This window comes from Alcanivorax jadensis T9 (genome assembly GCF_000756655.1).
GTDB lineage: Bacteria > Pseudomonadota > Gammaproteobacteria > Pseudomonadales > Alcanivoracaceae > Alcanivorax > Alcanivorax jadensis.
On the sequence record NZ_ARXU01000002.1, the window covers coordinates 94,127 to 112,072 of the forward strand.

Consider the following 17,946-nt stretch of genomic DNA (forward strand, 5'->3'; position numbering starts at 1 on the left):
ATGGTTGCAGACAGTGCAAAGAAAACGGACTCATCCACCGACAATCAGGATGACATTACTTTCCGTAAACCGGAAAGCCAGGACGGCAGCCGGGTGCACAAGCTGATCAGTGAGTGCAAGCCGCTGGACGAGAACTCCGTCTACTGCAATTTGCTGCAATGCACGCACTTTGCAGACACCTCCGTCGCCGCAGAAATGGATGGCGACCTGGTGGGCTTCATCTCCGGCTACATTCCGCCCAAGCAGCAAAACACGTTGTTTGTCTGGCAGGTGGCCGTGCATGAGAAAGCCCGCGGCAAGGGTCTGGCCAAGCGCATGCTGGCCGAGCTGATAGAGCGCGAAGAAAGCGCCGACGTTCAGTTTATCGAGACCACCATTACTCCGGACAATGAAGCGTCCTGGGGAATGTTCCGCAGCTTCGCCTACCAGCGCAGCATACCCACGGAAGAATTTATTCTGTTCGATTCGCGCATTCATTTTGCCGGCGAACACAATGACGAATACCTGCTGCGTATCGGGCCGTTCAATAGAGACGAAGCCTGAAACCCAGACCAGAACGAACAAGCACCGAATTCACGCGAGGAACAGGAATCATGGATACCGACATTTTTGACAGTCACGAATCGGAAGTAATGAGCTACGCGCGCAGCTTCCCGGTAGTGTTCGACCAGGCCAAAGGCAGCTACCTGTACGACGAAAACGGCAAGGAATACATCGACTTCCTGGCCGGCGCAGGCACCCTGAACTACGGCCACAACAACCCGATTCTGAAAGAGAAGCTGCTCGAGTACATTCAGCGTGACGGCATTGTTCATGGCCTGGACATGCACACCACCGCCAAGCGGGAATTCATGGACGCTTTCTATGAAGTGATCCTGAAGCCCCGCGACATGGACTATGTCATGCAGTTCACCGGCCCCACCGGTACCAATGCGGTAGAAGCGGCACTGAAGGTTGCCCGTAACATCAAGGGTCGCGAGAACATCATCAGCTTTACCAACGGCTTCCATGGCGTGAGCCTGGGCGCCCTGGCCACTACTGGTAACAGCCACCACCGTGGTGTTGCAGGTGTCACCATGGGTGGTGTCACACCGATGCCGTACGACGGCTATCTGGGCGATGCCTTCGACACTACCGAGTACCTGGACAAGGTACTGGGCGATTCTTCCAGCGGCGTGGACCACCCGGCTGCTGTGATTGTAGAAACCGTGCAGGGCGAAGGCGGCATCAACGCAGCCAGCTTTGACTGGTTGCGCAATCTGGAAAAAGTGTGCCGCAAACACGACATGCTGCTGATTCTGGATGACATCCAGGCTGGCTGTGGCCGTACCGGCACCTTCTTCAGCTTCGATGATATCGGCATCACCCCGGACATTATCACTCTGTCCAAGTCCCTGAGTGGCTACGGTCTGCCGTTTGCCATGGTGCTGCTGAAGCCGGAACTGGACATGTGGAAACCCGGCGAGCATAACGGTACTTTCCGTGGCCACAACCTGGCGTTCGTGACTGCTGCCGCTGCGCTGAACCACTACTGGCGCGACGACAAGTTCGCCAAGGAAGTACAGCGCAAGGCGGACATCATCACCGACCGTTTCCGCGAGATCGCCAACACCTATGACGACCACTGGTTCTACCTGAACGGTCGCGGCATGATGCAGGGCCTGGTAGCTCGCGATGGCGAAGTGGCCGGCGAAATCACCAAGGCCTGCTTCAAGCGCCAGCTGGTGATCGAGACCTCCGGTGCCGATGATCAGGTGATCAAGACCCTGTGCCCGCTGACCATTGATGAAGAAGACCTGACCCGGGCTCTGGATATCGTCAAGGAAAGCGTTGCCGAAGTGATGACTGACCGCATCAAGCGCGGTGAAGCGCACTCTGTTGCCAGCATCTCTGCCTAACAGGCTGCCCGCTCCCCCTCCCCGGGGGAGCCTTTCCTCTCTCCCTTTTTGCTCAGGAGTCATATTCATGATCGTTCGTACTCTGGCTGAAGCCGAAAAATCAGAGCGTTGTGTCAAAGCCGAAAACGGCAACTGGCAGTCTGTGCGCCTGTCTCTGAAAGATGACAAGATGGGTCACTCCTTCAACATCACCACCATCTTCAAGGGCACCAAGACCCACATCCATTACAAGAACCACTGGGAATCCGTGTACGTGATTTCCGGCAACGGCAAGATCGAAACCATCGCCGACGGCAAGGTCTATGATCTCACCCCCGGCACTATCTACCTGCTCGACGAACACGACGAGCACTGGCTCTACGGTGGCGACGAAGACATGGTGGTGGCCTGCGCTTTCACCCCGCCCCTGAGCGGCAAGGAAGTGCACGACGAGCACGGCGTGTACCCGGCGGATCTTGATTAAGAGACGCAGCTACACGAATGCACGTAAAAAAACGGGGCGCTTTTCAGCGCCCCGTTTTTTATGTGAAACAAACATCTTTTCACCACAGAGAGCATAGAGGGCCCAGAGTGCAACCCTTTTCTCTATGCGCTCCGCGACCTCTGAGGTGAAATGTTTTCTTTAGAATGCGTACTTGGCCGTAAGCTGTACGCGCTTCAGGTTACCGTCATCACCGGCCTCGGTTTCCCGCTCGGCATAGATCAACTCGCCCCCCAGAGACAGCGGCTTGGCCACCTGCCAGATCAGGTTGGCATGGGCGCTCTGCACGCTTTCATTACTGGTGCCCGCCACAGTGTCCGGGTTGTCCGCTTCGCTCATGGATACCGCAAAATTGGACCGCCAAGTATCATTCCAGTGGTGACGCAGGGCCAGAACCGCACTCCACTGATCAATCAGATCGATATCACCGTCCGCTTCAATCTGCCCGGAGCGGAACGCATTCAGCGTGTGGTAACGGCCAATGGCGTTGCCGTAATTGAGCTGGAAGCGCACGTCGTCCATCTCGCCCAACATCATCTTGCCCGCCAGAGCCAGACCATAACCGTATTCGCTTTCGTCACGGTCCTGCCCACCAATATTGTCCTGATAGGCCAGCTCACGCCCCATGCCGGAAAGGCTCACATTGCCCCAGTCGCCGGTCAGGTTGTAGCGCAACACCACATCAGGCACACCGTTATCGTCGTAGGGATTTTCCGCACCGCCGTAGAGGGTGGTGGACGGGTTTTCCAGGGCCAGCATGATTGGGCCAGTGGTGTAGCGAATCTGCGCTTGCCGCTGGAACACGGTGCCGGCAGCCCCGACAAAGTCCAGGGTTTCCGGTAGCGCGCTCACATTGAAGAAGGTGGACCAGGTTTGCCCGAACAACCATTTGTCCCAGCTCAGATAGGCATGGCGAATCCGCGGCGCATAGCTGTTGGTAATACGCTCATTACCCAGGCCGTTGGTCTGAAAATCGATCTCGATGTGGCCTTTCACATCCCCCACCGGGGTATGCGTCACGCTCTTTAGCCAGAAACGGCTTTGTTTGGCGATCATGTGCAGCTTGCCGGAACCCTCTTCACCGGCGACGGGAATGGTAGAGGGCACCATAAAGTCTTCCCCGATTGCCGACGATGCTTCTTCCCCATCACTGTATTTGCTGAAAATGGTATCGGCTTTGATAAAACCGCCGAAGGTGATCTGACTATTGCCACCGCTGTGCTGCAGCTTGTTCTCCAGATCGGCAACGCGCTCCTCCAGCGTTGCGGCACCTGCGATACCCGCGTGGGCAAACAAAACGGCGGCACACAGGTACGTGGGTTTTATTGCTGTCATGGCCCTGTCCTCTTGTTTTCATCAACACGTAAGTCACTCCACGAACAGCTTGCTCGGACCCTGTGTGCTCAACTATTAGCCATAGGTCGAAGTCCGTGACATCCCAGAAGCCCGGAGCAGCAGGCCCACTACGATGCCTTGCCGGTTTTGCCTTGTTGCCTGAAGCCTGCCGCCTGTTGCGCTACTAAGACCAAGGTCTAATTCAGACCCCCGTCGTGCTTTCGCACACTGGCAATACTCCTATAACAACTGCATCACATCAGTGAGGAAGCCCCATGGAAACGGGTAAACGCGTGCCGGTAAAAGCCGCACTGAAATCCCATTGCTGGATAGACGCCAACGACTACCAGTCTCTCTATCAGCAAAGTCTGCAGGACAGTGTCGGTTTCTGGCGCAGCCAGGCTCAGCGAATCGACTGGCTACGCGAGCCGCAGCAAATTCGCGATACCCGCTTCCACCCGGATGATGTCCATATTCGCTGGTTTTATGACGGCGAGCTGAACGCCAGCAGCAATTGCATCGACCGTCACCTGGCCGGCAATGGCGATGCGGTCGCCCTGTACTGGGAAGCGGATGAACCCGGCCAACCGAGCCGAGAGATCACCTACCAGGCTCTGCACCTGCATGTCTGCCAGCTCGCCAATACGCTCAAGCGACAAGGTGTCAGCAAGGGCGACCGGGTGATGATCTATATGCCGATGATCCCGGAAGCCGTTTTCGCCATGCTGGCCTGCGCCCGCATTGGCGCCATCCATTCCGTGGTGTTTGCCGGCTTTTCCCCGGATGCGCTGGCCGGTCGTATTGCCGACTGCGGCGCCAAAATGGTGATCACCGCCGATGCCGGTCGCCGCGGCGGCAAGCCGGTTCCACTCAAGGGCAATGTGGATGAGGCCCTGCTCCAGGACGGCACCGATGTGGTGGAAAAAGTGCTGGTCGTTCGCCACGTGGGCAATGACATCCACTGGCAGCCCGGTCGCGATCTGGACTACACAGAGGAACAGGCGCAGAGCGACAGCCACTGCCCGGCGGAAGCCATGAACGCGGAAGACCCGCTGTTCATCCTGTATACCTCCGGCTCCACCGGCAAACCCAAAGGCGTACTGCATACCACCGGCGGCTACATGGTCTACGCCTCATTGACTCATCAGCTGGCATTCGATTACCAGCCCGGCCAGGTGTACTGGTGCACGGCCGATGTGGGCTGGATCACCGGGCACACCTATCTGGTCTACGGTCCTCTGGCCAACGGTGCCACCTGCGTCATGTTTGAAGGGGTGCCCAACTACCCTAACGATCAGCGGGTGGGCGATATCATCGACCGCTACGAGGTGGAAATTCTCTATACCGCCCCCACCGCGATCCGAGCCCTGATGGCCGGCGGCGATCACTGCTGCCAGAGCAGTCGCCGTGACAAACTGCGTGTGCTCGCCACCGCCGGCGAGCCGATCAATCCGGCGGCCTGGCAGTGGTTCCATGATGTGGTCGGTAACGGCCAGGCGGCCGTGGTGGATACCTGGTGGCAGACAGAGACCGGCGGCATCATGATCTGTCCGCTACCGGCAGCTATTGAAGCCAAACCCGGTGCTGCCACCCTGCCCTTCTTCGGCGTACAACCGGCCCTGGTGGACAACGATGGCAACCTGCTGGACGGCCCCGCCGAGGGCAATCTGGTGATCACCGACAGCTGGCCGGGCCAGGCCCGCACCCTGTGGGGCGACCATGAGCGCTTTGTGCAGACCTACTTCAGCAGCTTTCCCGGCTACTACACCACCGGCGACGGCGCCCGTCGCGACGAAGACGGTTACTACTGGATCACCGGGCGAGTCGATGATGTGCTCAACGTGTCCGGCCACCGCATGGGTACCGCCGAAGTGGAAAGCGCCTTGGTCGCCCACCCGCAGGTGTGCGAAGCCGCCGTGGTCGGCTACCCCCACGACATCAAGGGCCAGGGCATCTATGTCTATGTGACCCTCAATGACGGCGAAGCCGCCAGCGATGCCCTTCTCCAGGAACTGCGCCAGTGGGTACGCCGGGAGATCGGCCCCATCGCCACACCGGATCTGATCCATTTCACTGCCGGGCTACCGAAAACCCGCTCCGGCAAAATCATGCGCCGCATCCTCAGGAAGGTTGCCGCCAACGAGCACGACAGCCTGGGAGATATTTCCACCCTGGCAGACCCGGCCGTGGTGGCCAGCCTGGTGGAGACCCGGGTGAACCGGTAATTTCATGTCAGCACAGGGAGCCCTGAGCGTGCACAACCCGACTCTCAGGGCTCCATGCATCAAGAGCCAGAGAATTTACGCTGAAGGGAGTCTGTTGTTTTATTGTTTTTCCACCTTCAATGCTGCCCGCCAGGGCAGCATCTTTTTTTCTTTCATGATTAAATCGAGGTCATGACAACAATACTGATAGCCGATGACCATCCCCTTTTCCGCGCTGCCCTGAAACAGGCGGTGGAGGCCAGCTTTGTCGATGCCACCATCCACGAAGCGGACTCCCTGGCCACCCTGGAAACCCTGGGCCAACAGGCCATTCCCTTTGATGTGATTCTGCTCGACCTGCACATGCCGGGTACCCATGGCTTTTCCGGCCTGGTCTATCTGCGCGAGCAGTATCGCAAGGTGCCCCTGGTGGTCATTTCCGCCACCGAAAGTGTCGACGTGATTCAACGCGCCATTCACTTTGGTGCCGATGGGTTTATTCCCAAGTCGGCCTCCATCGATACCATGACCGATGCCATGCGCAAGATCATGGAGGGTGAGCGCTGGCTCCCCGAACATGCCCGCCGGGCCATGCCCCCCACCCTGCCCGACCATTCCGCCATGAGCGAACGCATCGCCAGCCTCACCCCCCAGCAATTCCGGGTGATGGGAATGTTGATGGAAGGTATGCAGAACAAGGTCATCGCCTACGAGCTGGATGTCTCGGAAGCCACCATCAAGGCCCACATGACCGCTATCTTCCGAAAACTGGGCGTACGCAACCGCACCCAGGCTGTATTGGCCTTGAAGGATTTGGCGATTGAACCGCAAGGGATGGAAGGGAGTTAACAGTGAACAGTTAATAGTGCGCGCCGAGCGCATGTGTTTCTAATACGCATGAGGCCGCGACCATGGTTTGGTCGCGGCCTCATGCCTTGAAGAAAAATAAACACCAAACCGCGAGCTGTTAACTGTTCACTGTTCACTGTTAACTATTCACTGCTTCTAACGTTCGCCGCAACATCCCCTCCGTCAACGGCTTCTGCAAAAAACCTATCCCCTTTTCTTCCGCTCGTTCGCGTACGGCCGGGTTGCGGTCGGCGGTCATCAGGATGGCGGGGACCACGTCTTCCCAGCCGCTGTCCAGGCCGTCGATAACAGTAAAGCCGTCTTCATTATCCAGCTGATAATCCACCAACAGCATATCCGGGACCGGGCAGGTGGCGGCTTTTTTCAGGGCGTCATCAAGGCCGCTGGCGGCGATCACCTCACAGTCGAGCATCTCCAGGGCAGCCACCAGGCTGGCGAGCAACGCCGGATCGTTATCCACGCAGAAAACCCGCATGCCTTGAATGCCCTGGCTGACGGTTTCTGTTTCCTGCAGCACCGGCGGCACCTCACCCTTGGCCAACGGCACGGTGACACTGAATACGGTGCCCTTGCCCGGCCAGGAGCGAACCGTTAAACGATGTCCCAGAAGACGACAGATGCGATCGGCAATGGCCAGGCCCAGCCCCAGGCCCTTTATCGATTTACGGCTTTGTTGCGGCAGGCGCTGGAATTCCCGGAAGATCGCCTCGTGCTGATCATCGGGAATCCCCGGGCCTGTATCCCACACGTCAATGCGGATGGCATTGTGCTGGCGACGACAGCCAAACAGGATACGCCCCTGCTCGGTATAGCGAATGGCATTGGAGAGCAGATTCTGCAACACACGGCGCAACAGGCCTTCATCCGTTTCCACCACGGCGTTACAAATGACAGCCCGCAGACTGAGGTCATTGGCGGCGGCCAGCGCAGAAAACTCCTGGCTTAACGGTTCCATCAGACTACCCAGGCGCAGCGGGTGCACGTGGGCGGGCATGGTGCCGGTATCCAGTTTGCTGATTTCCATCAGCGCGCTAATGATCTGCTCGGCGGCCTGCAAGGAGGTATCCACATGCCCGAGCACAGCCACCTCATGGGCAAAGCCACCACCATCACGCTTGATCAACTGCTGGCGCAGTGACGAAGTAAACAGCTGGGCCGCATTGAGTGGCTGCATCAGGTCATGCCCGGCGGCAGCCAGGAAACGGGTCTTGCCATCGTTGGCGCGGGCCAGTTTTTCATTGACCTCGGTAAGCTTGCGGGTGCGCTCGGAGACCATGTTTTCCAGGTTTTCGTTGATCTGACGCAGGGCCTGTTCGTCGCGTTTTCGTTCGGTGATATCCATGTAGGTACTGACAAAGCCACCCCCGATCATCGGCGTGCCGCGCACTTCCACGACGATGCCGTTGGGCAGCTCCCGCTCGAACTGGTGGGAGTGACCTTCGCGCAGCAACTGCACCCGCTTGCTCACATCCTCTTCCAGGTTGTCACCCTCGTAGTAGCCGCGCTCCGCGTTATAGCGATACACATCCTCAATGGACCGCCCCAGCCGGATCAGCCCCTCCGGATAATCGAACAGCTTCACGTAGGCCTGATTCCAGGCCACCACCTGCATCTCTCGGTCCACCACACAGATACCCTGGCTGATGGTTTCGATGGTGGTGCGCAGCAACTGGTGATTGAACTGGATGAGCTCGGAGGCCTCATCCATCATCCGCACCACATCGTCATGACGGCTGTTCTGCTTGCGCAGCAGGGTGCTCATCACGATCCGTGCGGTAGACGCCCCCATGGTGCCCGCCAGCAACCGCTCCACGTAGCGCACCAGATGCAAAGGCGCCGGTAATGCCAGCTCCTCGGACACACTGCGCCGACGCATGTAATCGAAGAACAGCGGCTCGGCTCGGGGATGGCCAAGCCCGCGTTTGCACACTTCCAGCAGCTCTGCGGTAGTAATGGACGGGTGGCCAATCCCTTCGCGCCACCAGTCCATGGGCATGTCCACAAACCGGGCCGCCTGAGCCTCGTCGAGGGCATCGTGGGTCGCACGTCGGGAAAAATAGATAAACGCTGCCAGGTTCCCCAATAGAGACCAGAACACGCCATGGGTGAGCGGCTCCAGCCCCTCGATGCCAAACAGGGCATGGGGCCGCAACAAGCCCAGTCCGAGCAGGCCCCGTTCGTTTAGCACCTGCACCCATTCCATGGGCAATATCACCGGCACCAGCAAACAGTAAAACCACAGCAGAAAGCCGACACCCAACCCGGCAAAAGCGCCCTGCTTGTGACCGGTGCGCCAATACAGCGCCCCTACCAGCGCCGGGGCAAACTGGGCCACCGCCGCAAAGGACAGCAGGCCAATACTGGCCAGCCCATCAAAACGGTCAATCAGGGTATGGAAGGCAAAGGCCAAGCCCAGCAATACCAGAATGCTGGCCCGGCGCAGGAATCGCAGCTGCCGGCTCAAGCCGGCCAGTTGATCCTTTTCATGGAGCCGGGACTGCAACCACAAGGGCAACAGCACCTCGTTGGTGAGCATGATGGCCAGCGAGATGGTGGACACAATCACCATGCCGGTTGCCGCCGCGATGCCGCCAATAAAGGACACCATCAGCATGGCGGAATTGTCCTGGGCTATGGGCAACGACAGCATATAGGTGTCTGCCTGACCAATCAGATAAGGCTGGGTGATGACCCCGGCCACCACGATGGGCAGCACAAAGATGGCAAACATCAATAGATACAGCGGAAACAGCCAACGGGTGGTGCGCAGGTGTCGCAGGTCATTGTTCTCCACTACCCCCGCATGGAACTGACGAGGCAAACAGAGGATCGCGACCATGGACAGCAACAGGGCGGTGACAAAACTCTGCGAGAACAGGGTGGGCTCGAAAATCTGCAGCACGTCACCTTGCAACTCCAGTTGCTGCCACATATCCATGGGGCCATCGAAAATGGCATACAGGCAGTAAAGCCCCAGCAACACAAAGGCCACTACCTTGATAAAGGACTCGAAGCTTACCGCCAGCATCAGGCCGGACTGGTGTTCGGTGGTATCGATATGGCGGGTACCGAACAGCAGGGTAAAGACCGCCATCAGTGCCGCCACCACCAGGGCGGTATCCACCCCGTACTGGGCGGAATCCTTGAGCACATAATCAAACGACAGGGTGACGGCTTTCAGCTGCAGGGCGATATAGGGGAGCACACCGATGATCGCCACCAGGGTGACCAGGACCGCCAGCCGGCGGGACTTGCCGTAACGGGCAGCAAGGAAATCGGCGATGGAGGTAATATGATGCTGCTGGGCCACCGTCACCATCTTGTAGATCAGGGCACCGCCCAGCAGTACCGTGAGAATCGGGCCGAGGTAGATGGGCAGGTAGTTCCAGCCGTTCTGTGCGGCTTCCCCCACCGCCCCGTAGAACGTCCAGGAAGTGCAATAGACACCCAGACCCAGGCTGTAGACCCAGGCATTCTGAAAGGTTTTGCGACCCTTGCGTGCCGCCCGGTCGCCCCACCAGGCGATCACGAACAGCACCAGCACATACCCCAGTGCCAGGCCACTCAGCTGCCACAATGAAAACACCGCCGCTCCCGGTTAACGGATACAGATTTCAGCTTATAGCAACGCCTGAACGAAACGTAGCGCCACCGCTACCAGCAATAGGGCGACGCCTGCCCGCTGCCATTTGAATTCACTCACAGTGAGTGTCATTTCCCGTCGCCAGAACATCAGCAGGCCACGGGTGTCCCGGGTCCGTTGCCAGTAACGCAGGTAGGCATACAGCACGATACAGAGACCGGCGATCAAAGCCATTTTTTCTGCGTAGAGCATTTTCCTCTCCACCATCGGTGTGTTGGAGCCTTGCTTGCAAGGCGAAAGGCCAAGCACTTATGACCGGTCGGAGTTATTCGCTTTGCAAGCAGAGCCCCAACGGTCAAGACGTCCTGACCACGGCGTGATCCATCACCTAATTCATCGTCGACTTCTGCAGCTGCAGATACATCAGTGCCGCGGTCACTGCATCGCCACGGGCGGTATGCCGCTCCATGACAGGAACCTGCAGGGCGGCGGCCATGGCATCAAAGTGCAGATCCGGTTCCAGCTCCGGCTTCCAGTGGCGCATTTTTTTCTGGTACAGGGACGACAGCTCGATAGTAGTGTTGGGCAGATCAAACCCCATCAGCGGGCGCAGATAGCGGTTGACCATGGCCACATCGAAATCCACGCACCAGCCCACCAGGGGACGATTGCCGATAAATTCCAGCAGCTGCTCCAGTGTAGCGACTACGGACTCCCCCTCATCCAGGTCCACCGGCCGCAAACGGTGAATACGAATGGAACTGCCTTCCAGGCTATCCGGGGCTTCCAGTTTGATATCCAGCGCCTGGCTGGTCAGCACCCGCCCCTGCTTCACAGGCACCGCAGCAATGGATACCAGTTCAGCATGGCGGCTATCCAGACCCGTGGTTTCACAATCGATGGCGATCACATCGCTGCCTTCATAGGGCATGAACAGATGTGCGAAAGGCCCATGAGCGTGGCGGTGTCTATCACTAAAACGTCGCAGTTGTCTCAGCATGGCTTGTATCCTCGCACCCATGGGCCGCCCTCAGTATTCCAGATGGAAACGACGGGACAGGCGCTGCTTGAACTCACTGACCAGATGCAGGGCATCACGGAGCAGATCCCGCTCCAGGGATGACAGCCGTTGCACCACAATATGGTTGTCGGGAATATTCATGGCATCGCCATGAAGGTGCTCCAGTTGATGATTCAGACGCAGCTCACTGAACAGCTCCATGGCTTCGCCCAGGTCTTCCGCAATGCCTGGCTCCAGCACCTTCGCTGCCACCAGCTTTTCCAGCCGTGACAGTGTTGAGGTTTCACGAATACGTTGCTGCAACGCCAGAGCGCGCACGCCATGAACCACAGGAAACAAGGCACCCTTCTTGATATCGATACCATGCTGCGGTTTTTTCAAGGAGCCGAACAGGTTCAGTGGCGTGGCAAACTGAAGAACAGGACGGGCAAAATGCGCCATGAACAAATCGTCATTACTGCAGCGATCAAACAAGGCCGAACGAACGGTTTCCAGCAACCGGTTGTCTCCTGCCACACAATGGGCATCCATCAGCGTTGTGATGCGTATCAACCCTTCTCCACCGACATCCCCCGCCCAGTCATGAATGCGTTGCTGCCACTGGCTCAGACTGCCCACCCATTCCGGGTTGGACACCATGAACTTGCCGGGGCAAGGCGGGTAGCCCAGGATCAGTAGTGTTTCGGTAAAACGACGGGCGTCGATTTCACAGGAGGGCCAGTGCTGACCATCCGCCAGGATCAGGCCATTATCCTGATCGGTTTTCAGTATCTGCTCCCCGCGCCCCTCACTGCCCATGATGATCAAACAGGCCTGCTGTTGTTCCTCAGGCATAACCATGCCGAAGGTCTTGGCCATGATGCGCCCATTCAGTGCGGCCAGCAGATCCATGGCGAAGCGCATCTTTACGCCCTGGGCCATCAAGGCTTCCACCAGTTCCGGCAGACGCTCGCTGGCCTGCCGTAACTCATCCAGGGATTCTGCCTTCTCGATTTCCAGACCCACCACATAGGAACGGCTGGAAAAGAAGCTGAGTACATCGGTGAGTTCCACCACACCCACCGCCTGCTCGCCGGCCATCACCACTACCCGGGCCACCTTGTGGCGAGTCATGCGGGTCAGCGCGGTAAACAGATAGTCGTCCGGGCGGGTGGTCACCAGCTGCCGCTCTGCCGCCGCTTCCAGCGGCGTGTCGGCAGTTTGTTCATTGACTACCAGGGCTGTCAGCAGATCGGTCTTGGTGACAATGGCAAAGCCCTCATCACTGTGAATCAGCACGCTGTCCACACCGTGCTGTTTGAGCGCCGTCACTGCATCGCGCAGGGTCGCCTTGGGGGCCATGACAAGGGGCTCGCGCATGCACTGATCCACCCGTGCCAGCATGAATCCGGCCAGGGTGACGCCCCCCTCCCGCCGCTCTGCCAGACGCTGGCTTTTTTCCGCCAGCGTCTGGCGAAAGAACCGTCCAAATTCCGGCTCACTGTCGCACAGCTCCAGAAACAGGGCGGCGGGAATCAGGTGGCACAGGGTCTGTTGCTCGGCACGGAAGCGGTAACGGCTTTTGCCGTTGAGTACACTGATGGCCCCGAAAAGATCCCCGGCGGCATACACTCCCACCTGGCTGCGCCCATCCGGGGCATTCACGTCCAGCTCCGCCACGCTGCCCTTGTGAACCACGTAGACGTAATCACTGGGGCTGGCCGCCTCCAGAATAATATCGCCGGGCTCGTAATAGGCCAGATCAGTGCCCTGATTCAGACGATGCCGACCCGCTGTTCCCAGCAGGCTGAACGGATACTGGTCGAGTTCCTTTTCAATCATGGCCACGGACCGATCAATTAAAAGTGGAAAGTTCAACGCCTAAAAGCGCGAGAAGCAAAGCAACTGGCAGGCGTCTGCCTAGCCCTCGTTTCAACTTTGAACTTTCAACTTTTAACTCTCCTCCCTTATTCCGGAAAGCGCAAAACCGGTGCGGACTGACTGCTTCCACACCGGCTTCGCTCATCTCCTACCTTTAGTGCGCCACAGCTTCCCCGGCACCTCGCGGAACACGGATATCTTCCACGATATGCTGGATATGATCCGGTGGCGGGGCGGTAAACCGGGATACGGTGAAGGCCACGGCGAAGTTGAGCAGCATGCCAACGGTACCGATACCTTCAGGAGACACGCCCAGCAGCCAGTGCTCGGCGCTGTTCAGCTCCGGAGACACGAACTTGAAGAAGACGATGTAGCAGAAGGTAAAGGCCAACCCGGTGAGCATGCCAGCGATGGCCCCTTCCTTGTTCATGCGCTTGTAGAAGATGCCCATGAGGATGACCGGGAAGAAGCTCGCCGCTGCCAGACCGAAGGCGAACGCCACCACCTGCGCCACAAAGCCAGGCGGGTTGATACCGAAGTAGCCAGCGATACAGATCGCCACCACTGCCGCCCCCCGAGCCGCCAGCAATTCCTGCTTCTCGGTGATATCCGGCTTCAGGGTCTTCTTCAACAAGTCGTGGGAAATGGCACTGGAAATCACCAGCAACAGCCCTGCCGCCGTGGACAATGCTGCCGCTACCCCACCGGCCGCGACCAGCGCGATCACCCAGGCCGGCAGATTGCCGATTTCCGGGTTGGCCAGCACGATGATGTCACGGTCGATATATACCTCGGCATCGTTGTCGGTGGGCGTATTGGTCAGAACCCGCTCGCCATAGCTGCCCTGGACTTCGGCACGGGTGCCCGCAAAGGTAGGCTTGCCTTCGAAGGGAGCGCCGGCACTCATTTGCACCGCACCGTCACCATTCTTGTCCACCCAACCGATCAGACCGGAGTTTTCCCAGTTATAGAACCAGTCAGGCAGTTTTTCATACTGGGTCTGGTGAACCGTATCGATCAGGTTGAGTCGGGCAAAGGCACCCACCGCAGGAGCGGAGGTGTACAGCAGGGCAATAAAGAACAGCGCCCAGCCAGCACTGATGCGAGCATCCTTCACGCGCGGCACGGTGAAGAAACGAACGATCACGTGGGGTAGACCGGCAGTACCACACATCAGCGCAGCGGCGATAAAGAACACATCAATGGTGGATTTTGAGCCATCGGTATATTCAGTAAAGCCCAGGTCCGTCACCACCTGATCCAGTTTATTGAGCAGATAGACCCCGGAATCATTACCTGCCGCATCCAGCACGGTGGCACCGAAACCGGTTTGCGGCAGCACATGACCGGTCATCATGATGGACAGGAAGACTGCCGGCACCAGGAAGGCAAAGATAAGCACGCAATACTGAGCCACCTGGGTATAGGTAATCCCTTTCATGCCGCCAAGTACCGCATAGAAGAACACGATGCCCATACCGATAACCACACCGGTATTCACATTCACTTCCAGGAAACGGGCAAACACAATACCGGTGCCACGCATCTGCCCGGCCACGTAGGTAAAGGACACAAAGATCACGCAGATCACGGCCACGGTCCTCGCTACGTTCGAGTAGTAACGGTCACCGATAAAATCGGGCACCGTAAACTTGCCAAACTTGCGAAGATAGGGTGCCAGCAACATCGCCAGCAACACATAGCCCCCCGTCCACCCCATCAGGTAAACCGAGGCATCGTAACCGGAGTAGGCAATAATCCCCGCCATGGAAATAAAAGAGGCTGCGGACATCCAGTCCGCCGCCGTCGCCGCGCCGTTGGCGATGGGAGACACACCGCCACCAGCCACGTAAAAGTCTTTGGTCGACCCGGCTCGTGACCAGATCGCAATCCCGATGTAGAGCGCAAAGGAACCGCCCACAAAGAGATAGGTGAGTGTTTGAACATCCATAATCTTACCCCTCTCAGTCTTCGTGGACGTCGAATTTACGATCCAGCTTGTTCATGGATCGCGCATACATGATGATCAGCACCAGGAACACATAGATGGCCCCTTGCTGCGCAAACCAGAAACCCAGTTTGAATCCGAAAAACTGAATATGATTGAGTTCATCCACCAGCAGGATTCCGCAGCCATAGGAAACCGCGAACCAGATAGCCAGGTAGGTCAGAATCAATCGCAGGTTGGCAGCCCAATAGGCGCGGGCATTTTCTTCTTTCATTACTCGTCCCTCTGCGTCCTCGTTGTAACGGGCTATCCACAAATCGGGATAGGCTCGCTATCAAGACTAGCCAAAGGGCACCGGCGGCACAGTATGACTTTAGTCGAAGCCCCGGCAGAGAGGGCGGACGGGATGGGCAACGATATGACTGACAGAAAACCCGCCAGCATCGTGTCGACTTTGCGAAAGAGCACAGTCTATTGCAGTAGATTCCCTGTCAGAATGCAGGTTTTCCGTTAAAATGCGTCCCCAGGCCCGGAACGGCCTGCCCACAGAACAACATTGGATGTCCCATGAAAATTGCGCGATGGATGATCGGCGCCCTTTTGGTAGCGGCTGTTGCTATCACTGTGTCATTCCAGTTATCCCCCTCACGGGATCACTGGCCCGTTGCCCAGGCTCAGCCTCAGGCCCAACCCGGCGAGGTTACCCTTACCTTTCTTGGCACCAGCACCGTGCTGGTCAGCGACGGCACCACCCACTTGCTCACCGACGGCTACTTTTCCCGGGTCAGCATCCCCCAGCTTTTTGGTACGATCGAGCCCAATCAGCAGCGTATCGATAATGCCCTGAAACAGGCCAACATCAGCGAGCTGGATGCCATCCCGGTACTGCATTCCCATTTCGACCATGCCATGGATTCGCCCATGGTGGCGCAGCGTACTGGCGCTCAGCTGCTAGGGTCCGCGTCCACTGCCATGGTGGGCCGCGGTGGCGGCTTGCCGGAAGCACGCATCACCACGGTACAGACTCACCACCCCTACCGGTTCGGCGATTTCACGCTCTACTTTGTACCCGCCGGCCACGTGCCCTTACCGGCAGCCATCGAAAACTGGACCGGCAAGGGGGAAATTACCGAACCGGTAACGCCACCAGCGCCACTGGGCGCCTGGGAAGAAGGCACTAGCTACGGGCTGGTGATCAGCCACCCGGCCGGCAGCCTGCTTATTCAGGGTAGCGCCGGCATGCAGCCCGGCGAACTGGACCGTTACCAGGCCGATTATGCATTGCTGGCCAGCGCCAGCCTTGGCAAGCAAAGCGAGGCCTATCAGCAAGCCTTCATGGAGGAAACCGCCCAGGCGGTGGGGGCGCACACGGTGATACCGGTGCATTGGGATGATTTTTTCGCAGAACTTCGTGACGACGTGGCGCCATTGCCATGGGCACTGGACAATCTGGATGCCTCATTCCGGGCCATGGCCGACCGTCACGACGGTGATTTTTTTGTGTTGCCGCCGTTCCAGCGCTTTACTCTGACGCCGCCTGGCCCGACATCGGCGCCGCCAGAAACGGCGCCATAGCCTGAGGATCAGATTCACGCTTGATCTGCTCCAACAGCACACCGGCCTGGGGCCATTGACGACGCAGATAGCTGAGCCACTGCTTGACCCGCCCCGCTACCTGGGCATCGGTGCCGGTGCCGATCACATCGGCCAGAAACCGGCTCAGCACTGGCGGGATATCCTCCCAGCGAGTGGCGCGACCTTCATCACGTAGCGCATTGACCAACCAGGGATCAGCCACCGCACCGCGACCCAGCATCAAATCCTGGCATCCACTTTCATGCTGGCAACGGCGGGCGTCTTCCGGGGTCCAGATTTCCCCGTTGGCAATCACCGGCAGCGATATGGCCTCACGGATATGGCTGATGCGGTCCCAGTAGGCCGGCGGCCGGTAACCCTGCCGCTTGGTGCGACCATGAACCGTCAGCCAGGCAGCCCCCGCCGCTTCCACCGCCCGGGCATTATCCACCGCCAGCGCATCCTCTTCATTACCCAGCCGCATCTTCACCGACACGGTAATGGATGACGGCACCGCGCGGCGCACTGCCGCCGTGACCGCATGCACCACGTCCGGCTCATCAAGCAGCACAGCCCCGCCACGATGGCGATTGACGGTTTTTGCCGGGCAACCGAAATTCAGATCGATGGCCGGCGCGCCCAGTTCCACCGCCCGGGCCGCATTCTCCGCCATGCAGGCAGGGTCCGAGCCCAACAATTGAACGTGCACAGGAATTCCCGCCCGGGTACGGGAGCCCTGTTTCAGCTCCGGACACCAGCGATAGAAGACACGGGGCGGCAACAGCTGGCCGCTGACACGGACAAACTCGCTGACACACCAGTCATAACGGCCCACGTCGGTGAGGGCCTGGCGAACCCAGAAGTCCGCCAGGCCCTCCATGGGGGCAAGGATCAGTTTCATGGCGCGGATTCTAACAGAAAGCGTCACCAGCTCCCCTGGTGTTTTACCGTAGAAACCCGCAGCGCATCAGCACTCCTCGACAGCCCGACTACACCAGAAACCGCAAAAAGACGCACTTCGGCACACTCCGCACCGGTCCACAAAACAGGTGATATTCCTGACACAAACGGGACCCGGTTTCTTGCACTTCCGGTTTTCCTTTGCCAAGGTGAACCTCAATGTTCGTGAAAAATGGAAGATTTTGCGGGCATTGTTTCACCGTCAACCAGA

Annotated in this window: 14 protein-coding genes; 6 read left to right on the top strand and 8 right to left on the bottom strand. The window is 58.4% G+C overall.

What is annotated here, in order from left to right; genetic code table 11:
- The 3 genes from ectA to T9A_RS02915 all read left to right on the top strand — a co-directional run bounded on the left by ectA (position 1) and on the right by T9A_RS02915 (position 2,361).
- On the top strand, positions 1–543 hold the full coding sequence (ectA, locus tag T9A_RS02905) for a diaminobutyrate acetyltransferase (protein WP_052042456.1): 543 nt from the start codon (positions 1–3) through the stop codon (positions 541–543).
- Positions 544–593: 50 nt separating this feature from the next.
- On the top strand, positions 594–1,898 hold the full coding sequence (gene ectB, locus T9A_RS02910; RefSeq protein WP_035244957.1) for a diaminobutyrate--2-oxoglutarate transaminase: 1,305 nt from the start codon (positions 594–596) through the stop codon (positions 1,896–1,898).
- 67 nt (positions 1,899–1,965) lie between these two features.
- Positions 1,966–2,361, top strand: a complete 396-nt coding sequence (locus T9A_RS02915) for an ectoine synthase (protein WP_035244958.1) — start codon at positions 1,966–1,968, stop codon at positions 2,359–2,361.
- Between the two features lie 159 nt (positions 2,362–2,520).
- Here the strand turns inward: T9A_RS02915 and T9A_RS02920 are convergent, their stop codons facing one another.
- Entirely contained in the window at positions 2,521–3,714 is a 1,194-nt protein-coding gene (locus tag T9A_RS02920) for a DcaP family trimeric outer membrane transporter (protein WP_035244959.1), read from the bottom strand.
- Between the two features lie 275 nt (positions 3,715–3,989).
- Here T9A_RS02920 and acs point away from each other — a divergent pair, with 275 nt between their 5' ends.
- Both acs and T9A_RS02930 read left to right on the top strand, forming a co-directional pair.
- Positions 3,990–5,939 (top strand): acetate--CoA ligase, encoded by a 1,950-nt coding sequence (acs, locus tag T9A_RS02925; RefSeq protein ID WP_035244960.1) that lies wholly within the window; start codon positions 3,990–3,992, stop codon positions 5,937–5,939.
- A 171-nt stretch (positions 5,940–6,110) separates the two neighbouring features.
- Positions 6,111–6,767 (top strand): response regulator, encoded by a 657-nt coding sequence (locus T9A_RS02930; protein WP_035244961.1) that lies wholly within the window; start codon positions 6,111–6,113, stop codon positions 6,765–6,767.
- Between the two features lie 139 nt (positions 6,768–6,906).
- On the opposite strand, the gene T9A_RS02935 is transcribed toward T9A_RS02930, so the two are convergent.
- The 6 genes from T9A_RS02935 to T9A_RS02960 form a co-directional block, all read right to left on the bottom strand.
- Positions 6,907–10,374, bottom strand: a complete 3,468-nt coding sequence (locus T9A_RS02935; protein WP_035244962.1) for a hybrid sensor histidine kinase/response regulator — start codon at positions 10,372–10,374, stop codon at positions 6,907–6,909.
- Between the two features lie 33 nt (positions 10,375–10,407).
- Positions 10,408–10,623, bottom strand: a complete 216-nt coding sequence (locus tag T9A_RS02940) for a hypothetical protein (RefSeq protein WP_035244963.1) — start codon at positions 10,621–10,623, stop codon at positions 10,408–10,410.
- 136 nt (positions 10,624–10,759) lie between these two features.
- Positions 10,760–11,371 (bottom strand): 3'-5' exonuclease, encoded by a 612-nt coding sequence (locus tag T9A_RS02945; RefSeq protein ID WP_035244964.1) that lies wholly within the window; start codon positions 11,369–11,371, stop codon positions 10,760–10,762.
- A 30-nt stretch (positions 11,372–11,401) separates the two neighbouring features.
- The gene (locus T9A_RS02950) at positions 11,402–13,213 is read right to left on the bottom strand and encodes a putative nucleotidyltransferase substrate binding domain-containing protein (RefSeq protein WP_035245495.1); all 1,812 of its coding nucleotides are present in this window, start codon (positions 13,211–13,213) and stop codon (positions 11,402–11,404) included.
- A gap of 193 nt (positions 13,214–13,406) precedes the next feature.
- A complete protein-coding gene (locus tag T9A_RS02955; RefSeq protein ID WP_035244965.1) occupies positions 13,407–15,203 on the bottom strand; it encodes a sodium:solute symporter family protein in 1,797 nt (598 codons plus the stop codon).
- A 13-nt stretch (positions 15,204–15,216) separates the two neighbouring features.
- Positions 15,217–15,474 (bottom strand): DUF4212 domain-containing protein, encoded by a 258-nt coding sequence (locus tag T9A_RS02960; protein WP_035244966.1) that lies wholly within the window; start codon positions 15,472–15,474, stop codon positions 15,217–15,219.
- A 293-nt stretch (positions 15,475–15,767) separates the two neighbouring features.
- Here T9A_RS02960 and T9A_RS02965 point away from each other — a divergent pair, with 293 nt between their 5' ends.
- The gene (locus T9A_RS02965; protein ID WP_052042457.1) at positions 15,768–16,775 is read left to right on the top strand and encodes an MBL fold metallo-hydrolase; all 1,008 of its coding nucleotides are present in this window, start codon (positions 15,768–15,770) and stop codon (positions 16,773–16,775) included.
- Here the strand turns inward: T9A_RS02965 and T9A_RS02970 are convergent.
- The gene (locus tag T9A_RS02970) at positions 16,723–17,685 is read right to left on the bottom strand and encodes a tRNA dihydrouridine synthase (RefSeq protein ID WP_198030614.1); all 963 of its coding nucleotides are present in this window, start codon (positions 17,683–17,685) and stop codon (positions 16,723–16,725) included. The two genes, T9A_RS02965 and T9A_RS02970, sit on opposite strands and share 53 nt — an antisense overlap.
- Between the last annotated feature and the right edge of the window lie 261 nt (positions 17,686–17,946).